This window comes from Streptosporangium sp. G12, from assembly GCF_052983175.1.
Genome location: NZ_JBRIQO010000026.1, coordinates 108,946 through 129,554, shown reverse-complemented (window position 1 = coordinate 129,554; position 20,609 = coordinate 108,946). Strand labels below are relative to the sequence as shown.

The 20,609-nt window shown below is 71.5% G+C and carries 20 protein-coding genes; 11 read left to right on the top strand and 9 right to left on the bottom strand.

The window, feature by feature from the left end:
- Positions 1–19 precede the first annotated feature (19 nt).
- Together ACVCAG_RS34575 and ACVCAG_RS34570 are read right to left on the bottom strand one after the other, a co-directional pair.
- Complete coding sequence (locus ACVCAG_RS34575) at positions 20–679, bottom strand: copper chaperone PCu(A)C (RefSeq protein WP_447191111.1); 660 nt, start codon at positions 677–679, stop codon at positions 20–22.
- A 193-nt stretch (positions 680–872) separates the two neighbouring features.
- On the bottom strand, positions 873–1,430 hold the full coding sequence (locus ACVCAG_RS34570; RefSeq protein ID WP_440082674.1) for an MFS transporter: 558 nt from the start codon (positions 1,428–1,430) through the stop codon (positions 873–875).
- A gap of 471 nt (positions 1,431–1,901) precedes the next feature.
- Here ACVCAG_RS34570 and ACVCAG_RS34565 point away from each other — a divergent pair, with 471 nt between their 5' ends.
- Entirely contained in the window at positions 1,902–2,276 is a 375-nt protein-coding gene (locus ACVCAG_RS34565) for a YciI family protein (RefSeq protein WP_440082673.1), read from the top strand.
- 206 nt (positions 2,277–2,482) lie between these two features.
- A complete protein-coding gene (locus ACVCAG_RS34560) occupies positions 2,483–3,742 on the top strand; it encodes an RNA polymerase sigma factor (RefSeq protein ID WP_447191110.1) in 1,260 nt (419 codons plus the stop codon).
- A gap of 155 nt (positions 3,743–3,897) precedes the next feature.
- On the opposite strand, the gene ACVCAG_RS34555 is transcribed toward ACVCAG_RS34560, so the two are convergent.
- Positions 3,898–4,407, bottom strand: coding sequence for a winged helix-turn-helix transcriptional regulator (locus ACVCAG_RS34555; RefSeq protein ID WP_440082671.1), 510 nt, complete (start codon positions 4,405–4,407; stop codon positions 3,898–3,900).
- Positions 4,408–4,504: 97 nt separating this feature from the next.
- On the opposite strand from ACVCAG_RS34555, the gene ACVCAG_RS34550 reads away from it, so the two are divergent.
- Together ACVCAG_RS34550 and ACVCAG_RS34545 are read left to right on the top strand one after the other, a co-directional pair.
- Positions 4,505–5,182, top strand: a complete 678-nt coding sequence (locus tag ACVCAG_RS34550; RefSeq protein WP_440082670.1) for a DUF899 family protein — start codon at positions 4,505–4,507, stop codon at positions 5,180–5,182.
- Positions 5,183–5,270: 88 nt separating this feature from the next.
- Positions 5,271–5,792, top strand: a complete 522-nt coding sequence (locus tag ACVCAG_RS34545) for a pyridoxamine 5'-phosphate oxidase family protein (RefSeq protein WP_447191109.1) — start codon at positions 5,271–5,273, stop codon at positions 5,790–5,792.
- A gap of 16 nt (positions 5,793–5,808) precedes the next feature.
- Here ACVCAG_RS34545 and ACVCAG_RS34540 read toward each other — a convergent pair whose 3' ends face one another.
- Positions 5,809–7,041, bottom strand: coding sequence for an FAD-dependent monooxygenase (locus ACVCAG_RS34540; RefSeq protein WP_440082668.1), 1,233 nt, complete (start codon positions 7,039–7,041; stop codon positions 5,809–5,811).
- A gap of 176 nt (positions 7,042–7,217) precedes the next feature.
- On the opposite strand from ACVCAG_RS34540, the gene ACVCAG_RS34535 reads away from it, so the two are divergent.
- The 3 genes from ACVCAG_RS34535 (at position 7,218) to ACVCAG_RS34525 (ending at position 8,676) form a co-directional block, all read left to right on the top strand.
- Positions 7,218–7,769, top strand: coding sequence for a TetR/AcrR family transcriptional regulator (locus ACVCAG_RS34535; protein ID WP_447191108.1), 552 nt, complete (start codon positions 7,218–7,220; stop codon positions 7,767–7,769).
- Between the two features lie 214 nt (positions 7,770–7,983).
- Positions 7,984–8,337 (top strand): anti-sigma factor antagonist, encoded by a 354-nt coding sequence (locus ACVCAG_RS34530; RefSeq protein WP_440082666.1) that lies wholly within the window; start codon positions 7,984–7,986, stop codon positions 8,335–8,337.
- A gap of 141 nt (positions 8,338–8,478) precedes the next feature.
- Positions 8,479–8,676: a hypothetical protein gene (locus ACVCAG_RS34525; protein WP_440082665.1), complete on the top strand. Its 198-nt coding sequence runs from the start codon at positions 8,479–8,481 to the stop codon at positions 8,674–8,676.
- 403 nt (positions 8,677–9,079) lie between these two features.
- On the opposite strand, the gene ACVCAG_RS34520 is transcribed toward ACVCAG_RS34525, so the two are convergent.
- Entirely contained in the window at positions 9,080–9,562 is a 483-nt protein-coding gene (locus ACVCAG_RS34520) for a MarR family transcriptional regulator (protein ID WP_440082664.1), read from the bottom strand.
- A gap of 131 nt (positions 9,563–9,693) precedes the next feature.
- Here ACVCAG_RS34520 and ACVCAG_RS34515 point away from each other — a divergent pair, with 131 nt between their 5' ends.
- From ACVCAG_RS34515 to ACVCAG_RS34500, 4 genes are all read left to right on the top strand, one after another.
- A complete protein-coding gene (locus tag ACVCAG_RS34515; protein ID WP_440082663.1) occupies positions 9,694–10,101 on the top strand; it encodes an HGxxPAAW family protein in 408 nt (135 codons plus the stop codon).
- A gap of 462 nt (positions 10,102–10,563) precedes the next feature.
- Positions 10,564–11,454 (top strand): STAS domain-containing protein, encoded by an 891-nt coding sequence (locus ACVCAG_RS34510; RefSeq protein ID WP_447191107.1) that lies wholly within the window; start codon positions 10,564–10,566, stop codon positions 11,452–11,454.
- 222 nt (positions 11,455–11,676) lie between these two features.
- Complete coding sequence (locus ACVCAG_RS34505; RefSeq protein ID WP_440082661.1) at positions 11,677–12,360, top strand: hypothetical protein; 684 nt, start codon at positions 11,677–11,679, stop codon at positions 12,358–12,360.
- 51 nt (positions 12,361–12,411) lie between these two features.
- Positions 12,412–13,044, top strand: coding sequence for a hypothetical protein (locus ACVCAG_RS34500; protein ID WP_440082660.1), 633 nt, complete (start codon positions 12,412–12,414; stop codon positions 13,042–13,044).
- Positions 13,045–13,090: 46 nt separating this feature from the next.
- Here the strand turns inward: ACVCAG_RS34500 and ACVCAG_RS34495 are convergent, their stop codons facing one another.
- The 4 genes from ACVCAG_RS34495 to ACVCAG_RS34480 all read right to left on the bottom strand — a co-directional run bounded on the left by ACVCAG_RS34495 (position 13,091) and on the right by ACVCAG_RS34480 (position 20,597).
- A complete protein-coding gene (locus tag ACVCAG_RS34495; RefSeq protein WP_440082659.1) occupies positions 13,091–14,224 on the bottom strand; it encodes a hypothetical protein in 1,134 nt (377 codons plus the stop codon).
- A 161-nt stretch (positions 14,225–14,385) separates the two neighbouring features.
- Positions 14,386–16,566: a heavy metal translocating P-type ATPase gene (locus ACVCAG_RS34490; RefSeq protein WP_447191124.1), complete on the bottom strand. Its 2,181-nt coding sequence runs from the start codon at positions 16,564–16,566 to the stop codon at positions 14,386–14,388.
- Positions 16,567–16,825: 259 nt separating this feature from the next.
- On the bottom strand, positions 16,826–17,848 hold the full coding sequence (locus tag ACVCAG_RS34485) for a hypothetical protein (protein WP_447191106.1): 1,023 nt from the start codon (positions 17,846–17,848) through the stop codon (positions 16,826–16,828).
- A gap of 307 nt (positions 17,849–18,155) precedes the next feature.
- Entirely contained in the window at positions 18,156–20,597 is a 2,442-nt protein-coding gene (locus ACVCAG_RS34480) for a GcvT family protein (protein ID WP_440082657.1), read from the bottom strand.
- Positions 20,598–20,609 lie beyond the last annotated feature (12 nt).

The following is a 20,609-nucleotide window of genomic DNA, read 5'->3' as shown; positions in this document are numbered from 1 at the left end:
AGTTCTCCTCCGTTCCCGCTCAGCCGTCGCTCTCGCCCATGTCTGCGCCCTTGTCGCCGTGACCGTCTCCCATGTCCGTGCCGGGCCGGTAGTCCTCCTTGCCTCCGGCGAAGTCCTTGCCGACCGCGGTGAACTCCACGGTCTTGCCGTCCTTGAGGGTCAGGGTGAAGGGAATCTGCGCGCCGGGCTTCACCGCCTTGGTGATGCCCATCAGCATGATGTGATCACCGCCGGGCTGGAGCAGGTGGGTGCCCCTCGCGGGGATCACGATCCCGCCCTCCTTGGGCCGCATGATCATCTTTCCCTTGGAGTCGACGACCTCGTGCAACTCGATCTTCGGGGACAGCGGCGAGGCTCCGGAGACGACCGTCACCTCGGCGTCGGTGTTGTTGACCAGGGTGCCGAAGGCGGCGCTCATCCCCTTCCTCGCGGTCTTCACCCACGGATCGGTGATCGTCAACGCGACGGCGGCGACGGCGGGGGTGACGGGGGTGGCGGCGGGTGCGGCGGTACTCGGGGCGGCGGCCGGTACCGTGCTGTCCTGGGAGCCACATCCGCCCAGGACCATCACGGCCGCGAGTAGGACGCCCGCGGGGGCGGTACGCCGGATTCCGGCGCGGGTGACGCGGGTGACCCCGTAACGGCTGGTTCCGGCACGGTTGATACGACGAGCAGACACGTTGACGCCTTTCTTCTGGCCGGACCGGCAGGCCGCGGCCGAACGCCGCCTCGATGGGGCCATGCCGGCCACGCGGCCGGGATTGTCACGCTGATTCGGTCCGCCGGGCAGCCCGAAGGCCGCGTCGGCGCAGGCCCGCGCGCACGTACGCGCGGGCTCGGGAACGAGTCACGCCCCCGGGTGACCTGGGCGGTCAGCCGGGGGTGACGGTGACGATCCGGGGAGGGCCGCGCCGGCTGACGACGTGGCGCAGCACGGCCGGGCGCAGGACGCCCGGCTCGATCGCGCCCGCGGTGAGGAAGGACGTGTACGCCGGGGTCACGACCACGACGAGCACGCGGCGCAGCCGGACACCGAGCCGCCGGAGCAGTGCCCACAGCACCGCCTCGCCGCGCGCCAGCCACAGCGCGGTCAGCCCGACGGCCCAGCCGTGCGCCACCAGCATGCCCAGGCCGGGCAGCAGCCCCGAGTGGACGTGCCCGATCATCTCGGCGGGGGACGCGGCGTGCGCGAGGGAGAACAACACGTGCAGTCCGGCCTGCGCGCCCGCCAGCACCGGCAGGATCATCGCCAGCGTCCGTTCGCGCCCCGACACGGCGAGAGCCGCGGCGAAGGCGAGCACCAGGGCCACGGTCGCGGTCGGCACGGAGACCGAGCCTCCCGCGAGGACGTGTGCCATCACGCTCAGCCCCAGGCAGACCGCGGCGAAGGCGGCCGCGCGGGCGAGGCGGAAGGGCAGCGTCGCGGGCATGATGGGGAAATCATCCCACGCCACCCCGGCGGTGCGGCGTCCGAGGCTCGCGGGCGGTTCGCGCCCGCGCCACCGCCGGGTGTCTCCCAAGCGCCGCGGATCACGGCCGCTCCGCCCGCGCCGGCCCGGCCCCCTGTTTTCGCGGCTCGGAGGGGAAGAGGTCACTCCGGGGACATCGAGGCGATCCGCGCCCCGAAAAATCTTGAAAGAAATCCGGCCGCCGTGTCGAATCCGGCCGGGCCCGTTCGAAGCGTGGTCAGAGGGCCGGAAGGAGTACGGGAGCCGGCCCAGGACACGTGAGGAGAAGACCATGACCCGGCAGACGACGAGGACCGCCGACACGGTGGCCCGCGACACGGTGGCCCGCGACACGTGGCCGCTCCATCTCCGCCGGCGCACCGCGTCCCGGCGTGCCTGACCCGGCCCGCCCCCGACCAGACCGTTAGAGAAACAGGATCAAGGAGAAAAGCGATGCGATACCTGGCCACCCTCAAGGTCACCAAACGGCCCGACACCCCGCCGCCCGCCGAGCTGATGGAGGCCATCATGAAGCTCGGCGAGGAGGCCACCAGGGCGGGCGTGTTGCTCGACAACGGCGGGCTGGCGCCGAGCGCCCAGGGCGCGCGGATCGAGCTCACCGGGGGCAGGCTGAGCGTCACGGACGGCCCGTTCGCCGAGGCGAAGGAGCTGATCAGCTACGCCCTCTACCAGGTCAGGTCGAAGGAGGAGGCGATGGAGTGGGTCTCCCGCTTCATGAGGCTCCACCGCGACCACTGGGAGGGCTGGGAGGGTGAGGGCGACCTCCACCGCGTCTTCGGCCCCGAGGACTTCGCCGCCCCCGCGTGAAGTCGTCACCGGCGGCGCCCCGGCCGGGATCCCATCGGGAACCCCGGCCGGGGCGCCGCGTTGTCCCGGTGCTCCGGTGTTCCGGCACCCCGGCGTCCTGTTTCACCGGCCTCACCTGGATCGGGGCACTCCTCGTCTCCCGGCGTCCTCCAAGGCGCCGCCCCCTGCCGCCCTCGCCCGGGGACGACGTGCTTGGATCGGGGAGCATGACGGTCGGGGATGCTCACCGGGTGGTCGAGGCGGTCTGGCGGATCGAGTCCGCGAGGGTGATCGCCGGGCTCGCCCGGATGGTGCACGACGTCGGGCTGGCCGAGGAGCTCGCGCAGGACGCCCTGGTCATCGCGCTGGAGCAGTGGCCCAGGACGGGCGTACCGGATAATCCCGGCGCCTGGCTCATGCTCACCGCCAAGCACCGGGCGATCGACCTGCTGCGCCGCAGGAACCGGTACGAGCGGAAACTCGAAGAGGTCGGCCGGGACATGGAGAGCCGCCGGGAGTCGGCCGAGGTCGAGCTGGACGACACCCTCGACGATCACATCGGCGACGACGTGCTGCGCCTCCTCTTCACGGCCTGCCATCCCGTGCTGCCCACGGAAGGACGCCTGGCGCTCACCCTCCGCCTGCTCGGCGGCCTGACGACGGAGGAGATCGCGCGCGCCTTCCTGGTGCCCGAGCCGACCGTCGGGCAGCGGATCTTCCGGGCCAAGCGCACCCTCGCCGACAAGCGGGTGCGGATCGAGATGCCCACCCCGGCCGAGCTGGGCGACCGGCTCTCGTCGGTCCTGGAGGTCGTCTACCTCATCTTCAACGAGGGCTACTCGGCGACCGCCGGCGACGACTGGATGCGTCCCTCGCTCTGCGAGGAGGCGCTGCGCCTGGGCCGGATCCTGGCGGGTCTCATGCCGGAGGAGTCCGAGGTGCACGGCCTCGTCGCCCTGATGGAGATCCAGGCGTCCCGCACGCGCGCCAGGACGGGAGCGGACGGCGAGCCGGTCCTGCTCCTCGACCAGGACCGGGGACTGTGGGACCGGCTGCTCGTCCGCCGCGGGCTGGACTCGCTCGCCCGCGCCGAGGGGCTCGGCACGCTGGGCCCGTACGGCCTGCAGGCCGCGATCGCCGCCTGCCACGCCCGCGCGCCGTCCGCCGGCGACACGGACTGGGAGCGGATGGCCGCCCTGTACCGGGTGCTCGCCCATGTCGCCCCCTCACCCGTGGTGGAGCTGAACCGCGCGGTCGCGGTGGGCATGGCGTACGGCCCGGAACGCGGTCTGGAGATCGTGGACGGGCTGGTGACGGAGCGCGCGCTGAAGGGCTATCCGCTGCTGGCGGCCGTACGGGGTGACCTGCTCGTGAAGCTGGGCCGCCTCGACGAGGCGCGCGAGGAGTTCGAGCGGGCCGCCGGGCTCACCCGCAACGAGCGCGAGCGGGCCCTCTTCCTCGCCCGCGCGACCGCCGCGGGCGGCTGACGGGCACCGGCCCGGCACCGGACCGGCGGGGCTCGGCAGGGGAACGGCGGGGCTCGGCAGGGGAACGGCGGGGCTCGGCAGGGGAACGGCACCGCGAGCCGGAGGTCCACCTCACCGGTAACCGGCCGCGTCCGGCGCCGGGGCAGGCGCACGTCTCAGGATTCGGCGTGCTCGTACCGGTCCGTGCCCGCCTGATCGTGTGACGGGGCCGGGGGTTCGGCCCCGGGGCCGGGCAGCACGTCGACGTCGGCGGCGCCCATCCGCCGGTCGCAGACCGAGCAGCGCAGCTCGACATGACTGATCTCGCCGCAGGCGTGGTGGCGGTAGAGCACCGGCGGACCGGCCTCGCCCGCCGTCCACCGGTCGCCCCAGCGCACCATCACCAGGAGCAGGTCGCACAGCTCAAGGCCCTTGGCGGTGAGCGTGTACTCGTGGCGGGGCGGCCGGCTCGAGTACTCCCGCCGCTCCAGCACGCCGTTCTCGACCAGCCACTTGAGCCGTTCGGTGAGCACCTTGCGTGAGATGTCCAGGCTCTGCTGGATCTGGTCGAAGCGGTTGATGCCGACATAGATGTTCCGCAGGATCAGTGGCGACCACGGTTCCCCGATGACATCCAGCGTGCGGGCGATCGAGCAGGCCATGTCACCGAATCGGGTTCGCTGCATGAGAGCAGTCTAGGCGAGAGGGTTCCCTTAAGGAACGATCCCCTGTTAGCGTCTCCCTAGTAAGTTCCTTGAAGGAACCCACCGGAGGGAGCGCATCATGAATCACCCCCAGGTCGTCTCGGTCGAGGATTGGCAAGCCGCGCGGGAGGCGCTGCTGGTGAAGGAGAAGGAACACACCCGCGCGCTGGACGCGCTGGCCGCCGAGCGGCGCAGAATGCCGATGGTCCGGATCGGCGAGGAGGGGGACGGTGGCGGGTACGTGTTCGAGGGCCCGGACGGGCCGGTGAGCCTGGTCGACCTGTTCGACGGGCGGCGCCAGCTCATCGTCTACAGCTTCATGTGGCTGGGCGGAGACGCCTTCTGCTCGGGGTGTTCGATGTTCACCGACAACATCGGGCATCTGAGCCATCTCCACGCGCGCGACACCTCCCTGGTCCTGGTGTCCCGGGGTCCGCTGGCCGAGATCATCCCGTTCAGGGAGCGCATGGGCTGGACGATCCCGTGGTTCTCCTCGCTGGGCACCACCTTCAACGACGACATGGGAGCGGGCGACGGGTTCGCGCTGAACGTCTTCCTTCGCGACGGCGACACCGTCTACCGCACCTACTCCACCACGGGGCGGGGAGTCGAACGGCTCGGCAGCGGCTGGACCTTCCTCGACCTGACGCCTTTCGGCCGCCAGGAGACCTGGGAGGACTCCCCCGAGGGCCGGCCGCAGACCCGGCCCTACGCGTGGTGGCGCCTGCACGACGAGTACGACGAGTACGGGGCGTGAGCACCGCCCGACCGGCCATCGCCCGGCGAGGGGCGGGACCCCGAGGACCCCGAGGACCCCGAGGACCCCGAGGATGAGGAGACCCGTGATGACCGAGACGACCCCTGTCGCCGAACTCCTGTTCGGCGAGGCCGACGCGACGCCGTTCAGCACGGACGAGGCGACGGTCGAACCGTGGGACGAGGCGCGGGCGTGCCTGGAGTCCGCGCCGAAGGCCTGGCTCTCGACGGTGCGGCCCGACGGCCGCGCGCACGCCGTGCCCGTGCTGCTGGTCTGGTCCGGCGACGCGCCCTGGATCACCACCCGCCCGACGTCCCGCAAGGCCAGGAACCTGGCCGGCAACCCCCACTGCGTCATCACCGTCGCCGGCGAGACCCTCGACCTCGTGGTGGAGGGGAACGCCACCCGGGCACGGGACGAGGACGAGCTCCGGCGGGTGGCCGCCGCCTTCAGGGCGAAGTACGAGTGGGAGCTCGCGGTGCGCGACGGCTCCGTCCACGAGGACGGCCTTCCCGGCTCACCCGAGTACGGCTTCTACCGGGTCACGCCCACGCGTGCCTTCGGTTACGGCGCGGACGGCAGGACGGCGACACGCTGGCGGTTCGGGTGACCGGAACCGGCCGGCCTCACGCCCGCTCACGCCCGGCCCGCTCCCTGCCCGAGTAGTCCTTCGGCTCGATCGTGTCGTGCATGCGCACGCTCGTGCGCCGGAGACCGGCCAGGGCGCGGACCAGGCCGCGGGGCAGGCGGGCGAGCAGCCACGTACCCCGCAGGGTGGCCCACAGCTGGAACCGGCTGTCCGGCACTAGGGTCTTCGCCATCCTGCGGCCCAGCCCCCAGCTGTATCTCACGTAGTCGCCGAGCTCGCTCTCGTACGCGCGGAAGGCCCGCTCGTGGTCGCCACCGGCCGCCGCCAGCTCTCCGGCGAGGATGTAGGCGCCGACCACCGCGAGGCTGGTGCCGCCCCCGACCGCCGCGCCCGGCGAGTAGCCCGCGTCGCCGACCAGGCTGATCCGGCCGCGCGACCAGGAGTCCATCCGGATCTGGGTGATCGAGTCGAAATAGAAGGCGGAGCTCGCGTCCATCTCGTCGAGCAGTCTCGGCACCTCCCAGCCCGCCCCGGAGAACGCCTCCCGCAGCAGCCGCTTCTGGCGCGGGATGTCGCGGTGGTGGTAGTCCAGTTCCTCGCTGCGGAACAGGAGGATCGCCCGCGCCTCGTCCAGGTGCGCCGCGCTGTAGAACGCGGCCATCCTGCCCACGTCGCCGTACGCGAGCACCTCGGCGTCGAGGTCGCGGTGGTCGGGCAGGGAGAAGACCCCGAGGTAGGTGCCGACGAACTCGGCGAACCGCGACTCCTCGCCGAAGGTCAGGCCGCGCACGTTCGAGTGGACGCCGTCGGCACCGATCACCAGGTCGAACCTGCGGGGCGCGCCCGTCTCGAAGGTGACGTCGATCCCGCCGTCGTCCTCCCTGAGGGACGCGATCGAGTCGCCGAACACGTACTCCACACGGTCGCGGGTCGCTCCGTGGAGGATCTCGCTCAGGTCGTCGCGCATGATCTCGACGTGCCGGTCGGAGAACGCGGCGATCAGGCGGTCGACGTCCACGCGCACGGGCCGTTCGCTCCCCGCGCCGGTGAGGGTGATGCGCAGGGTGCCCGTCTCCCTCTCCTCGACCGCGGGGAGCAGGCCCATCCGCTCCACGATCTCCAGGGCCGGTTTGAACAGGTCGACCGCGTGCCCGCCCGTCCTGCGCGGCGCCGGTGCCCGCTCGACCACGGTGACCTCGAAGCCGTGGTGGTCCAGCCAGTACGCCAGGACCGGCCCGGCGACGCTGGCTCCGGAAACGAGGATTCGCATGCCCTTCCCTCCCGCTCACTTTTTTACTTAACGGAAGGTAAGTCATCCGAACGACCTCGCACAAGCACTTACCTATCGTTAAGTCAGTCACTTTCGCCGTGCCGGTACCCTTGGTCCGAGCACGAGGACGCCCGCGCGTACGGGAGGTCCGGCGCGAGGACAGGAGAGAACAACAGGTGGCGAGGCCGTCCGACACCAAGGCGCGCATCCAGGCGGTCGCGCGGGAACTGTTCGCCGAGAAGGGCGTGCAGCAGACGAGCCTGCGTGACATCGCCGACCGGCTCGGGATCACCAAACCCGCGCTCTACTACCACTTCACCTCGCGGGAGGACCTGCTCCGCAGCATCGTCCAACCGCTGATCGACGATGTCGACACCTTCCTGACCGCCACCGAGGCGAACGCTCCGCAGAGCCCTCGCGATCTCCTCCAGAACTACTTCGACATCACCTTCCGGCACCGGGAGGTGACCGTGATGGTGGTGCGCGACCTGTCCACCCTGGCCCATCTCGACCTGGGGTCCCGCATGGGCCACTGGCGGCGGCGGCTCATCACCCTGCTGCTCGGTCCGGAGCCCGACCTGGCCGCCCGCGCCCGCGCGGTCGTGGCCATCGGCGGGCTCTCGGACTGCACCGTGGAGTTCGCCGACGTGCCGGCCGAGACGCTCGGCCCCCTGGCGGTGGCCGCCGCGCTGGCGGCGCTCGGGGCCGACCCGCCGGCGGCCGGGTGAGGCCCGCGTGAAGCGACCCCACCGGGCCGGGTGCCGGCGAAAAACGGATCCGCCACCCCGGACACATCGGCGATGACGAACAGGCACCACGGAAACGCACTCCGATGTGGCACACTTTCGACATCGCCACAGCGGCATCGATCGGTCACACCGCCCGCCCATTCCAACGGACGCTCCACGGGCTGATGCCCGCGGCCGCCGATCGGAGGTCCACATGGACCTGTCCACGCACGCCCACCCGGACTGGATGGTCTGCGACGTCGCAGGAAAGATCGACATCTTCACCGCCAACGCGCTCCGCGAGCACCTGCTGGCCGCGCTGGGCCGCCCGGGATACCGGCTCCTCCTCGACATGTCCATGGTCACCGCCATGGACGCCAGCGGGGTGGCCGTGCTGCTCTCCACCCTGCGCAGGGCCGTGCGGCACGGTGGCACGCTGCGGCTGATCGCGCCGGCGCCGGTGGTGCGCGGGCTGCTGAAGGTCAGCGGGCTGTCGGGGAGGTTCGCCGTCAGCGCCGATCTGGCCGGTGCGCGGATCGCGGAACCGCTGCCCGCCGGCGTCCGGTGAACCACCGTCCGCCCCCGCCGTTCCGGCCCTGGAGTCCTTCGCGCCGGAGCACGGGCCGGTTCCGGGCAAGCCTCGATTGATTTATTAGTAAAAAAAGCGAGGAAATATCATAAAAGCGTCAAACGAGTCTAAAGTTAGCTCATGGTGACTCACCGCACGGCGGTCGTACCGGTGGATTCCGGAACTTCCGGTAAGTGTCTCTGCGGCCATCCGGCCGACTACGTGATCGAAACGCGCTGGTTCTCCGGCAGGCACTCCCGCGACCCGGTCTGCGCCCCCCACGTCACCGAGGTCCTCCAGGGAATCGCGAAGCAGAACGCGCGCCGCGACGGAGGATGAACGCCCGGCGGGAACCGGCCGCGAGCTCGCCCGCGCGCCGGTGATCGGCGCCCCGGCCGGTGCCATCACCATGATCAACGCTATGACCCGCGGACGCTCCGGGTCACGGGCCCCCGTCCTCGCCACGGGTCCCGGCCGGACCCCGTAGTCACCGGTGGCGCCCTCCGGAAAACGCGTGAGAACATCGGCGCCGCCGTCGAGGGCGACGAATCCGGCGCCCTTTTCCACGTCGGGCCCCTTTACGACTTCACGACGCCTTTGGGCGAACACCTTTTCGCGTGAGCCGCCCCGGCCCTCCGTCCGCGCCTCTCCCGCTTCCCGTCCTTTTCGGCATGGCGAACGTACCGGGCATCGAACACGGCGGTACCGGGCACGGCGACCAGAACGGGAACGGCGTCCGGCCTCAGGGAGCCGGAGATTCGCGGATCTCGGCCAGGGAGATCCGCATGGCGTCGGCGGCACGCGTGAACCAGTCGGAGATGGCGGCCAGCTCGTCCGGGCCATAGCTCTCGAAGAGCTCGGTGAGCCGCCGGTAGGTGGGCTCGTACGCCGCCGCGATGCGGGCGGCCGAATCCCCTTCCGGGACGATCCGGACACGGCGCCGGTCGTGGGGGTCGGGAACGCGCCGGGCATAACCGGCGCTCTCCAGACGGTTGACCACCCCGGTGACGGCTCCCGTGGTAAGACCGGCCAGCTCGGCGAGGCGTCCCGCGGTGAGCGCCTCCTCCCCCGCGCCGAGGACGAAGCCCAGGCACGTCAGGTCCGTGACGTTGATGCCGAGGCGCTCGGCGAGCGTGTGCTGCCCGACCAGGCTCAACGCGATCAGCTGGTCCATGCGGGCCAGGACCTCCGGCGGCGAGGCGCCGGCTTCTGACTTGCGTTCCACCACAAAGTCTCCTTACTATCTAAGAAACTTAGCTCGTGAGATAAATGATACGGGCGGACTCAACCTAGCGCCTGCCACCCGGCGATCCGCCACGGCCCGCAGAGGGCGGCGCTCCAGACGGAGGAGACATCGTGGGGATAAGGAAAGACCTCGCGGAGCTGGCGGAGATCCACGAAGAGCACGACATGGGACACACCGTGGCGGGCTGGACCGGCTCGATCGTCTGCATCACCGGCTTCGCGATCTCCGGGGTGGCGATGGTGTCCGCCAGCGTCCTCTTCTTCTGGGTCGGTGCGGGGGTCGTGGCCCTGGGAGGCTCCCTGGGGTGGCTTCTCCATCGGATGGGATTCGGCAAGGAGATCGGACCACGGCCGGCGGCCGAACGCGGCATGCGCCGGCGCCCGGCATCGAGCGCACCGGGAGCGGTGGAACCGCCGGGAGGAGCCGCGGGATCCCGTACGGAACCTCGTCCGCCCGTCCTTTCGGCTCAGCCCGTGACGGCGGTCCCCGTCACCTCGGGCACGCGATCCGGCATCTGATCCGGCCACCCCGCACGATCCGGCCCCGGTGTCACCGGAGCGCGCAGGCCGGCCCCTCGACCGGGGGCCGGCCTGCCGGTTTTCCGGCCCGTTCCGGCTCGCTCCGGACCGGCCCGTTCCGGTCCGGTCCGGTCCGGTCCGGTCCGGCCGAGCCTGCGCGATGTGGTCGTTCGCACGGTCCGGCCGAGCCCGCGCGATGTGGTCGTTCGCGCGGTCCGGCCGAGCCCGCGCGATGTGGTCGTTCGCGCGGCCCGGCCGAGCCCGCGCGGTGAGGCCGTCCTTCCGAAACGAAGGACCGATGGCCAGGGGCTTCGAGTGGGTGGTCCTCCCCCGCCATCCGCCAGATAGGACGAAATCTCGCAAGTACACTGTAATTGCCCCCATTGGGGCGACCAGAACTGCATACCTGGTAAGACGGAGGGAACGCCCGCCCTGTGAACTGCGGGTCTAAGGAGTCTTTCCATGCCACCCGAAGGTGTGAACACGCTCTCGATATCGGCCGATGCGCGCGGAAGCGCCATCGTGGTCCGGGCGATCGGCGAGCTCGACTACGACTATGCACCGACCTTCCGGAGAGAGATCGTCCGGGCCCTGAGCCTGAGCACCGGCAACTCGCCGTCCGAGCTCCCGGCTTCTCCGGCGCTCGACTCGCGGTCCGAGATCCCTGCTCCTCCGTCACTCGGTTCGCCGTCCGCGTTCCCGACGCTTCCGACGGCGTTCTCCGGCGTGTCACCGCTTCTCCCGGAGACGCCGTTCCGCTCTGAGACGCCGTTCCTCTCGGAAGTCCCGCTGACCTCGGGAGCTCCGCTCCCCTCGGATCCGCCGTCACCGCTGTCGCCCGAGCCCCCTTCCCCGTTCTTCCCCGGGAGCCCGCCTCCCCCCTCCCCGGGAAGCCCGCCACCACTCTTCCCCGACGGCCCCTCTCCCCTCTCCCCGGACAGACCGCCACCGGACGGGCCGCCGTCGGACGGGGTGCCGTCGGACGGGGTGCCGTCGGACGGGGTGGCATCGCTCTCCACGATGGCCTCGCTCTCTCCCCCACCACAGGTCCTCGCCTCCTTCGAGACGTCTCCGGAGGCCTTCGAGACGTCTCCGGACACGCGGGCCCAGGCCGGGCCGCGGCTCATCCTCGACCTGGCGGGGCTCACCTTCTGCGACTCCACCGGCCTCGCGGAACTGCTGTGGCTCCTGCGCAGGAGCCAGGAGACCCGGACCCGCCTGGTGCTGGCCGGGGTGAGCCGGACGCTGCGCCACATGATGGCCACCACCGGTCTCCTGGCCTACTTCACGATGGCCGCCTCCGTGGAGGAGGCCCTGCTGGATGAGGAGTCCAGGGCGGCGGAGGGACACTGACGCGCGGGCGGACGACGGTTCCGTCCTCCGGCGCGCAGCGGACCTCGGCATCCGGGAGAGACGCGTTCAGGGAAGACTCGCCGGCGGGAGAGGCCGCGCAGAACTCTGAGACGTATGTCGTTAAAACGCACTCATTCGCCTGACAAGTGGGTCAATATCTTCTTACGGGAAAATCCACTATCCGGCGAAAGTGGGGTCCCGATGCGGAAGATGTCACCGCGGATGACCGCGGCAGCACTACCCGAGACCCTGGACGGGCTGCCCGTCGCACCCGGGGAATTCCTCGCCCTCGTCTCCGTGGACTTCACAGGGACGTACCAGGTCTATCTTGCGGCCAAGGACGAGCGCATCAAGATGACCCGGCTGTCCATGAGCCTGCTCGCCGCCCCGTTCGCCGCGGCGGTCGCGCTGGCCAGCGCGAAGGTGGTCAGCCCGGAGACGCTGACCACCTGGCTCACCGTGCCCTGGCACCTGTTCGCGATGGTCGCCGCGTTCGGGCTGCTCAGCGTGCTGCCCTTCCTGCGGCTGATCGAGGCCGTCAACGCTCACATGAGGACCGCGCGGGCGCTCAACAACTTCCGCCTGCTCTACGCGGTCCACCTCAAGGACCAGTTCTCGGCCCTCGGCTGGACTCCCAACCTGCCGGTGGATCCCCGGTATCCGGAGACGTACGCGCCGATGGCCTGGCCGGGGATCAACGTGATGATGCTGGCCCTGGTCAACAGTTCCTACATCGCGGTAGGCGTGCTCGGGATGATCGGGGCGGCGCCGACCACGGCGCTGCTCCTGGTGATCATCGGCCTGCTCGCGCTGGTCCACTATTTCGTCTACTACGTTCGCGCCAATGTTTCCCGGCAACGCCGGCTCCCACACAATCCCTTCCATTTCCCCAACGTGGAGACCTGAATGTCCGACCTCCTCAGATTCGCGTCTTGTGGGGAGACGTGGATCTGGCTGATGCGACACGTGACACACAACGGCGGGCCCGCCCTGGACGACCGCGGCCCGATCATCGAGGCTCCGGCGGTGCTGTTCGAGGTCACCGGCCTGGCCTGGGACGATCCGGTGCTGAAATGCTACGGCGACGCCGGGAAGATCCCGCTGTACTCCAGCAAGTTCAGCGAGCGGTCGGTCGTCCCGCCGTTCAAGTACAGCTACGGAGGGCGGCTCCGCCAGTTCCTCGGTGTCGACCAGCTCGGCTGGATCACCGACGTGCTGCGCGCCAAGCCGTACACCAAGAGCGGCTGGATCTCGCTCACCGCTCCCGGCGAGCCTTTCGACGCGGTGCCGTGCCTGACCAGCCTGGCCTTCAGGCTTCGTGCCGGGCGGCTGGTCATGACCGCCGCCTTCCGGTCGCAGAACGTGTTCACCTCCTACCTGAACTACGTACCGCTGCGCGGCATCCAGAGCGAGGTCGCGGACGGTCTCATGGTGGGCTGCGGGTCGATGAGGGTGTTCGTCGACGTGCCTCACATCTACACCGCGGACGAGGCGACGGTCGGGAAGATCCTCCAGCTGTCGGAGCGCGACGGGCCCGGCGCGGGAGTCCCCGTGCCGGACCCTGATCATCGGCCCTGTCCCATCTCCTGACCCGGCGGACCGGCGGCGCGGTGACCGGCGATGACCGGTCAGCGCGTCAGGGGGAGATCCTCGCCCCGGCCTCGGCGAGCATTCCGGCCAGCTCGGGGTGCCCGCCGAGCACGGCCAGCTCGTAGGGCGTACGGCCCTGGAAGATCGGATGGCCGGTGCCGGGGCCGTCGAGGCCCGCGCCGTGCTCGATCAGGAGCCTCAGGCGCCGGGGCCGCCGCCTGATGACCGAGGCGAGCACCTCGTCCTGGAGCATCTGCTCCGGTGTCGCGTGCGTGGGACCGAGGCGCCGGTGCCACGGCCCGCCGTCCCCCCGGCCGAGACCGTACTCGAAGAGCAGCTCCAGATGCTCGGTGTCGTCGGAGCCGAACCCGCAGAGCCCCCGGTTGTAGAGGGTCTGGCTGTCGTTGGGATCGGCGCCCGCCTCCAGCAGGAGCCTGGCCAGCTCGGCGGAGCGCGGGTGCGGCGGCTCGCCGCGCTCGCCACCGCCGAAGGCCCCGGTGAGCGCGGTGAACGGCGAGGTCAGCCCCTCCCACAGGTATCCCGCGTCCGGGTCGGCACCGTGTCGCAGCAGCAGCCGGGCGGTCTCCGGCGCGTCGCCGCCCTCGACCCGCGAGTACGCCAGGTAGAGCAACGGCTCCCACCGGTACGGCCCGCCCTCGGCCCTCGCCTGGGCCGGGTCGGCCGCCAGCGTCGCGGCCATCGCCTCCACCTGACCGGTCGCGGCCATGGTGTGGACGCTCGCGACCGCGAGTCCCGGGTCCAGGGTCAGCGCCCGCGCCGCCTCGCGACGGCGCGACGGGTCGTCGTTCCCGTACGGCAGGCAGGCCAGCCGGAGGAACTCCGCGACCGGGTCCGCGCTCCGGGGTACCAGGTGGGGTGAGCGGGAGTGCCGGGCGAGGACGTCGAGGTGGGCACGGAGCCGGGGCCAGCTCGCGAAGCCGTACGCCCTCGCGACCGTCAGCTGGGCGTCGGCCAGCGTGAACCCCTCCGGCGGGCGCGGGTCTCCCCCGACCGGCGGCGACGCGGGCCGCGCGGGAAGACCGGGGAGCGGGCGGGGGTGGAACTCGGCGACCAGCTCCAGCGCGGCGGTGTCGGCGGCGCGAACCGCCCTCTTGAGGCGCTTGGCCTGATTTCTCAGGTGTTCGAGGCTGGGGTTGTCGGGAAGACGGCGAACAGGCACGGAGGCCTCCCTTTCGTCACGCCCGACGTCCGCGTGATCGGGCCGAAAAGGAGGTCGGCCGATGAGCAGTGTGGTGCTCAGGTGGGCTCTGCCCTTCCCGCGGACCGGGTGCGCCCTGCCGCGCGGACTCCACCATAACGCCCGCGCCGCGGGGGCGCCCCTCACCTGAAGCGGCGCAACCGCAGGCTGTTGCTGACCACGAACACCGAGGAGAGCGCCATCGCGCCGCCGGCGATCATCGGGGTGAGCAGCCCGAACGCGGCCAGCGGGATGGCGGCGACGTTGTAGGCGAAGGCCCAGAAAAGGTTGCCCCTGATGGTGCGCAGCGTGCGGCGGGACAGCCTGATCGCGTCGGCGGCCACCCGCAGGTCGCCCCGGACCAGGGTGAGGTCGGAGGCCTCGATCGCGACGTCGGTGCCGGTGCCCATCGCCATGCCGAGGTCGGCCTGGGCCAGAGCGGCGGCGTCGTTGACCCCGTCGCCGATCATGGCCACGGTACGGCCCTCGGACTGGAGCCGCTTGACGACCTCCACCTTGTCGGCGGGCAGCACGTCGGCGATCACGTCCTCGATGCCGACGGCCTCGGCGACCGTGCGGGCCACCGTCTCGTTGTCGCCGGTCAGCAGGATCGGGCGCAGGCCGAGCGCGCGCAGCGCGGCGACCGCCTCGGCCGAGGTGGGCTTGATCGCGTCGGCGACGGTGAGCACCGCGCGGGCCTTCCCGTCCCAGCCGACCGCGACGGCCGTCTCCCCGCGCGCCTGTGCCCGCTCCAGCTCCTCCTCCAGCTCGGGCGGCAGGTGCTGCGACCGGTCGGCGAGCAGCCGGGGCCGCCCGACGAGCACGGCGTGCCCGTCGACGACGCCCCGGACACCGAGTCCCTCGACGTTCGCGAAGTCCTCGACCGGGGCGGTGGAGTCCGCCGCGCGGGCGACGGCGCGGGCGACGGGGTGCTCGGAGGCGCCCTCCAGCGCCCCGGCCAGCCGGAGCACTTCCTCGCGCTCCTCACCGGCGGCGGGGAAGACGTCCCTGAGGGTCATCGTGCCCGACGTCACGGTGCCGGTCTTGTCCAGGACGACGGTGTCGATGCCGTGGGTCGACTCCAGCGCCTCCGGCCCCTTGATCAGGATGCCCAGCTGGGCGCCCCGGCCGGTGCCGACCATCAGCGCGGTCGGCGTGGCGAGGCCCAGGGCGCAGGGGCAGGCGATGATCAGTACCGCCACGGCGGCGGTGAAGGCCGCGGCGGCGCCGGAACCGGTGCCGAGCCAGAAGCCGAGGGTGGCCACGGACAGCGCGATCACGATCGGCACGAACACCGCGGAGATCCGGTCGGCCAGCCGCTGCACGGCGGCCTTGCCGTTCTGCGCGTCCTCCACCAGCCTGGCCATCTGGGCGAGTTGGGTGTCCGAGCCGACCCGGGTGGCCCTCACCACGAGGCGCCCCCCGGCGTTCACGGTGGCGCCGGCCACCGCGTCGCCCGGCCGCACCTCGACGGGGACCGACTCGCCGGTCAGCATGGACGCGTCCACGGCCGAGGATCCCTCCTCGACCACGCCGTCCGTCGCGATCTTCTCCCCCGGCCGTACGACGAAGAGGTCGCCCGCCGTGAGCCTGCCGACCGGAACGACCTCCCCGGAGGCCAGCGTGACGTCCTTGGCGCCCATCGACAGCAGCGCGCGGAGCGCGGCACCGGCGCGCCGCTTGGAGCGGGCCTCGAAGTAGCGGCCCGCGAGGATGAAGGTGACCACCCCGGCGGCGGCCTCGAAGTAGATGTTCCCCGAACCGTCACCCCCGGACAGGGTGAACTCGAAGCCGTGCCGCATGCCCGGCATGCCCGCCGTGCCGAAGAACAGGGCCCAGAGCGACCAGGAGAAGGCGGCGATCGTCCCCAGCGAGACCAGCGTGTCCATGGTCGCGGCGCCGTGCCGCAGGTTGGTCCAGGCCGCCCGGTGGAAGGGCCACCCGCCGTAGACCACGACGGGACCGGCCAGGGCGAGGGAGAGCCACTGCCAGTGGTCGAACTGCAGCGCCGGGATCATCGCCATCGCGACGACCGGCACCGACAGCACGGCCGAGGTGATCAGGCGCTGCCTGAGGGGAACGAGCCCGCGCTCTCCCTCCTCCCCCTCCTCCTCGTCCGTCCCGTCCCGCTCGGCGGACACCGGCGGGGCGGGCGGCTCGGCGGTGTATCCGGCCTTCTCCACCTCCGCGACCAGATCGTCGGGGGTGACGCCGGCGGGGTAGGTGATCTTCGCCTTCTCGGTGGCGTAGTTGACGGTCGCGGTCACGCCGTCCAGCTTGTTGAGCTTGCGCTCGATGCGGGCCGCGCAGGAGGCACAGGTCATGCCGCCGATGGCGAGCTCGATCCCGCCGTGGACGGGCGCCTCGCCGGTGGTCGTGGTCGTGGACGTCACGGCATCTCCTCGTACCTTCTCCGTCGTCGTGTGCGGCCCGGCATCGGCCGGCGGGTCAGGACCGGGAACCTCGCCGCCGCCAGGGAACGGGCCCGTCCCTCGACCCGGCACGGGCCGTCGCCCCCGCGGTGGGTGTGTCCAGGCACGTGTCTCTCCTCGCTATCAGAACGCCTAACCCCTACGGGGTATTTCACGGCTGGTGGCTGTGCCCGTGGCCGTCTCCGGACGGTGCCGTGGCCCCGCCCCCCTCAGGGTCCGGGCTCGTGGCGGCGGTGAACACGGCGGTACGCACGGTCCCGGCGTGTTTGAAGTCCAGGTAGAGCCCGTAGGTTCCCGCGCTCGGCACCTCGGCGTAGAAGGTGATGTCCGGGCCGGGCGCGCTGCGCCCGTCACCGGGCGCGCCGTCGGGGTGCACGTGCAGGTAGGCCAGGTCGCCGTCGCGCAGCGCGACCAGGTGCCCGTACGCGGCCAGGTAGGGCTGCAGGTCGGTGACCGGCTCGCCGTCCTTGGCGATCGAGAGCGTGAGCATGCTCGTACGGCCGGGGATGAGATCACCCTTGAGGGTGACGGTGTAGTCGCCCACCTTGGCGGTCCCGGCCGGGACGGCGGGCGGCTCGGGCCGGTAGTCTCCGGCCACCGACAGGTCCATGCCGAGCGTCAGGGGCTGCGCCCCCTCGGGGGCGAAGTCGGCGAACGCGCGGTACTCCCCGGCGTCGGGGAGTTCGAGCGGGACCGACCAGACCCCGCCGCCCAGCTGGGTGGGATGCAGGTGCTGGAAGCCCGTCAGGTCGCGGCGGACCACGATGAAGTGCAGCTTCTTGTCGTGCTGGGTGGTGAACCCGGTGACGGGCGAGCCGTCGGGGCCGATCACCGTGAAGCGGAAGTCGGTCCGCTTGCCCGCCTTGACCTCGTCGGTCTCCGGCATGAGCATGTATCCGCCCTGGGAGACCTGGAGCCCCGCGGGAACGGCCGGCGCCTTCGCGGCCGCCGTCTCCCGCCCCGCCCCCTGCCCGGTCTCCTGATGTCCGCCGTGGTCCGCACCCGCCCCGGCGTCCTGATCCGCGCCCCGCTCGGTGCCGGTGCCGGGAGATCTCTCGGCCGCCGCGCTTCCCACCGGACCGGCCAGCCGGCCCGCCCCCAGGGCTCCGCCGAACAGCACGGCCAGCCCCAGCGCGTACGCACCCACCTTGATCGCGCCGTTCATCTCGACCATCCCTTCTCAATACCCATAGGGGGTATCCGTTCGCTCGACCACAGTGCCACACCACCACCTTTCCAGCAACCCCAGGGGGGTATATCTGACGCCGGTCTCCAGATCACAGGATGGCCGATATGCACGTCCGTGACGGGACCTATGGGAAATCAGGGACGGGTGCCGGCCTCTCACCACCGGGCCCGCAAAGGACCGCAAGAGGCCGCGAAGGGCCCTGAAGAGCCGCAAAAGGCCGCAAAGAGTCGCAAAAGGCCGCGAAACCAGGCGAAACCCAGCTGGCCGGTGGGGCCAGCGCCCGCCGGGACGGTCAGGACGGCAGGCGCCGGACCCGTTCCGAGGACGGGTCGTAGAGGGGTTCCGCGGTGACGACGGCGCCCGCCCAGGTGCCGGTGACGCCGACCTCCACGCGGTCGCCGGGGGCGGTGTCCCCGGGCAGGTAGGCGTAGGCGATCGAGCGGTCGACACGGTGGCCGTACCCGCCGCTGGTCACCCGCGAGGCGGGCAGGCCGCCGGCGCGGACCGGCTCCCCGCCGAGGCAGACCTGGCGGGGGTCGTCCAGGACCAGGCAGAACAGACGCCGTGCCGGCGCTCCGGCACCCGCGCCGGCCTCCAGGGCGGCGCGGCCGAGGAAGTCCTTGTCGCGGGCGACCGCGAAGCCCAGGCCGGCCTCGTGGGGGGTGGTCTCCGGGGTGATGTCCATGCCCCAGACGCGGTACCCCTTCTCCAGGCGCATCGAGTCGATCGCACGGTACCCGGCCGGGCGCATGCCGTGCGGCGTTCCCGCCTCCGTGAGCGTGTCCCACAGCGTCAGCCCGTACTCCGACGGGCAGTACAGCTCCCAGCCGAACTCGCCGACGAACGTCACCCGCTGGGCCAGTACCGGGACGTTCCCGACGCTGATCTCCCTGGCCTTCATGTAGCCGAAGGTGAGGTCGTCGCCGGAGACGGAACCGAGGATGTCGAGCGCCCTGGGACCCCACAGGCAGTAGCAGGCGTGCGCCGAGGTGACGTCGCGGACGTCGAGGCCCCGGCCGCGCAGCCAGGCGGCGTCGTGGACGCCGAAGGCGGTGCCGGTGACCAGGCGGAAGCGGTCCTCCGCCAGGCGGGTGACGGTCAGGTCGGCCTCGATGCCGCCGCGCTCGTTGAGGAGCTGGGTGTAGACGATCGAGCCCACCGGCCGGTCGAGCCGCCCGGCGCACGCCCGCTGCAGCCCCTCCAGGGCCCCGGGCCCCGACACCTCCAGCTTGGAGAACGAGGTCTGGTCGAAGAGACCGGCGGCGTCGCGGGTGGCCAGGCACTCCTCGCGCACGGCGGGCGACCAGATCCGGCCCGCCCAGCCGTCCGGGCGGGGGCTCCGGTCGTCCGGGGGAAGATCACGGCCGGGCTCGTACCAGTTGACCCGTTCCCAGCCGGACTTCTCGCCGAACGACGCTCCCAGCTCCACGTGCCGCACCCAGGCCGGGGAGCGGCGGAGCGGCCGGGCGGCGGTGCGCTCCTCGCCGGGGTAGACGATGTCGTAGTACTTCGAGTACGAGTCGAGGGCCTTGGCCCGGGTCCACGACGCGGAACGGGCATGGGCCCCGAAGCGCCGCAGATCCATGCCGAACATGTCGTACTCGGGCGAGCCATCCACGATCCACTCGGCCATGACCTTGCCCACGCCCCCGGCCGCGGCCAGGCCGTGGACGCAGAAGCCGGCCGCCGCCCACAGCCCGCGGACCGGGGTCTCGCCGAGGAGGAACTCGCCGTCGGGGGTGAACGCCTCGGGGCCGTGCACGACCTTCGTGATCTCGGTACGGCCCAGCTCGGGAACCCGTCGCACCGCCGATTCCCACGATTCCCGAAATTTCGGCATATCTGGGGGAAAGACGGTTCGCGGCTCGTCCAATGGAGCAACCGTGTCCCAGATTTCTGGATCGCGAATATATCCGCCCACCAGAATCCCGCCGTTTTCTTCCCGGAAATAGACAATGTTGTCCGGATCCCGCACCGTGGGCATGGACGACGGGACCCCGAATGATTCGGTGGTGACATATTGATGCTTGATTGGCACGACCGGAATATCGACACCGGCCAGCCGTCCGACCCGCCCGCTGGCCGCCCCCGCCGCGACGACCACGGTCTCCGCCTGGACCGACCACTCCTCGAAGCCGTCGGAGCCCCCGGCCCCCGACGCGAGCCGTACCCCGGTGATCGCGCCTCCCGCCACGTCGAGTCCCGTCACGCGGGTCCCGGTGTGAATCCGCACGCCCAGCTTCCGCGCCCCGGCCGCCAGCGCCCTGGCCAGCAGCGCCGGGTCCAGCCAGCCGTCCCCGGGCAACCAGAGCGCGGCCCGCACGTCGTCGGCGTGCAGCAGCGGGAGCATCTCCTTGGCCTCGGCGCCGGAGACGACCTCAAGGCCCAGGCCGTAGGTCTCCCCGGCCCCGGCCAGCCGCAGCGACTCCTCCACCCGCTCGGGCGTGGTCGCCAGGCGGAGGCCGCCCACCCCGCGCCATCCCGGGTCCAGCCCGGTGAGCTCGGCCAGCTCGGGGTAGAGGCCGGCCGAATACATGATCATCTTGGTCTGGGTGACCGTGGAGCGGAGCTGGCCCACGAATCCGGCCGAGTGCCAGGTGGTCCCCTCGGTGAGTTCGTGCTGCTCGACGAGGATCACCTCGGTCCAGCCGAGCCTCGCCAGGTGGTAGGCGACGCTGCAACCGGCCACCCCGCCGCCGATCACGACGGCCCGCGCGGAACTGGGAAGTTTCAAGGCGCGCAACCC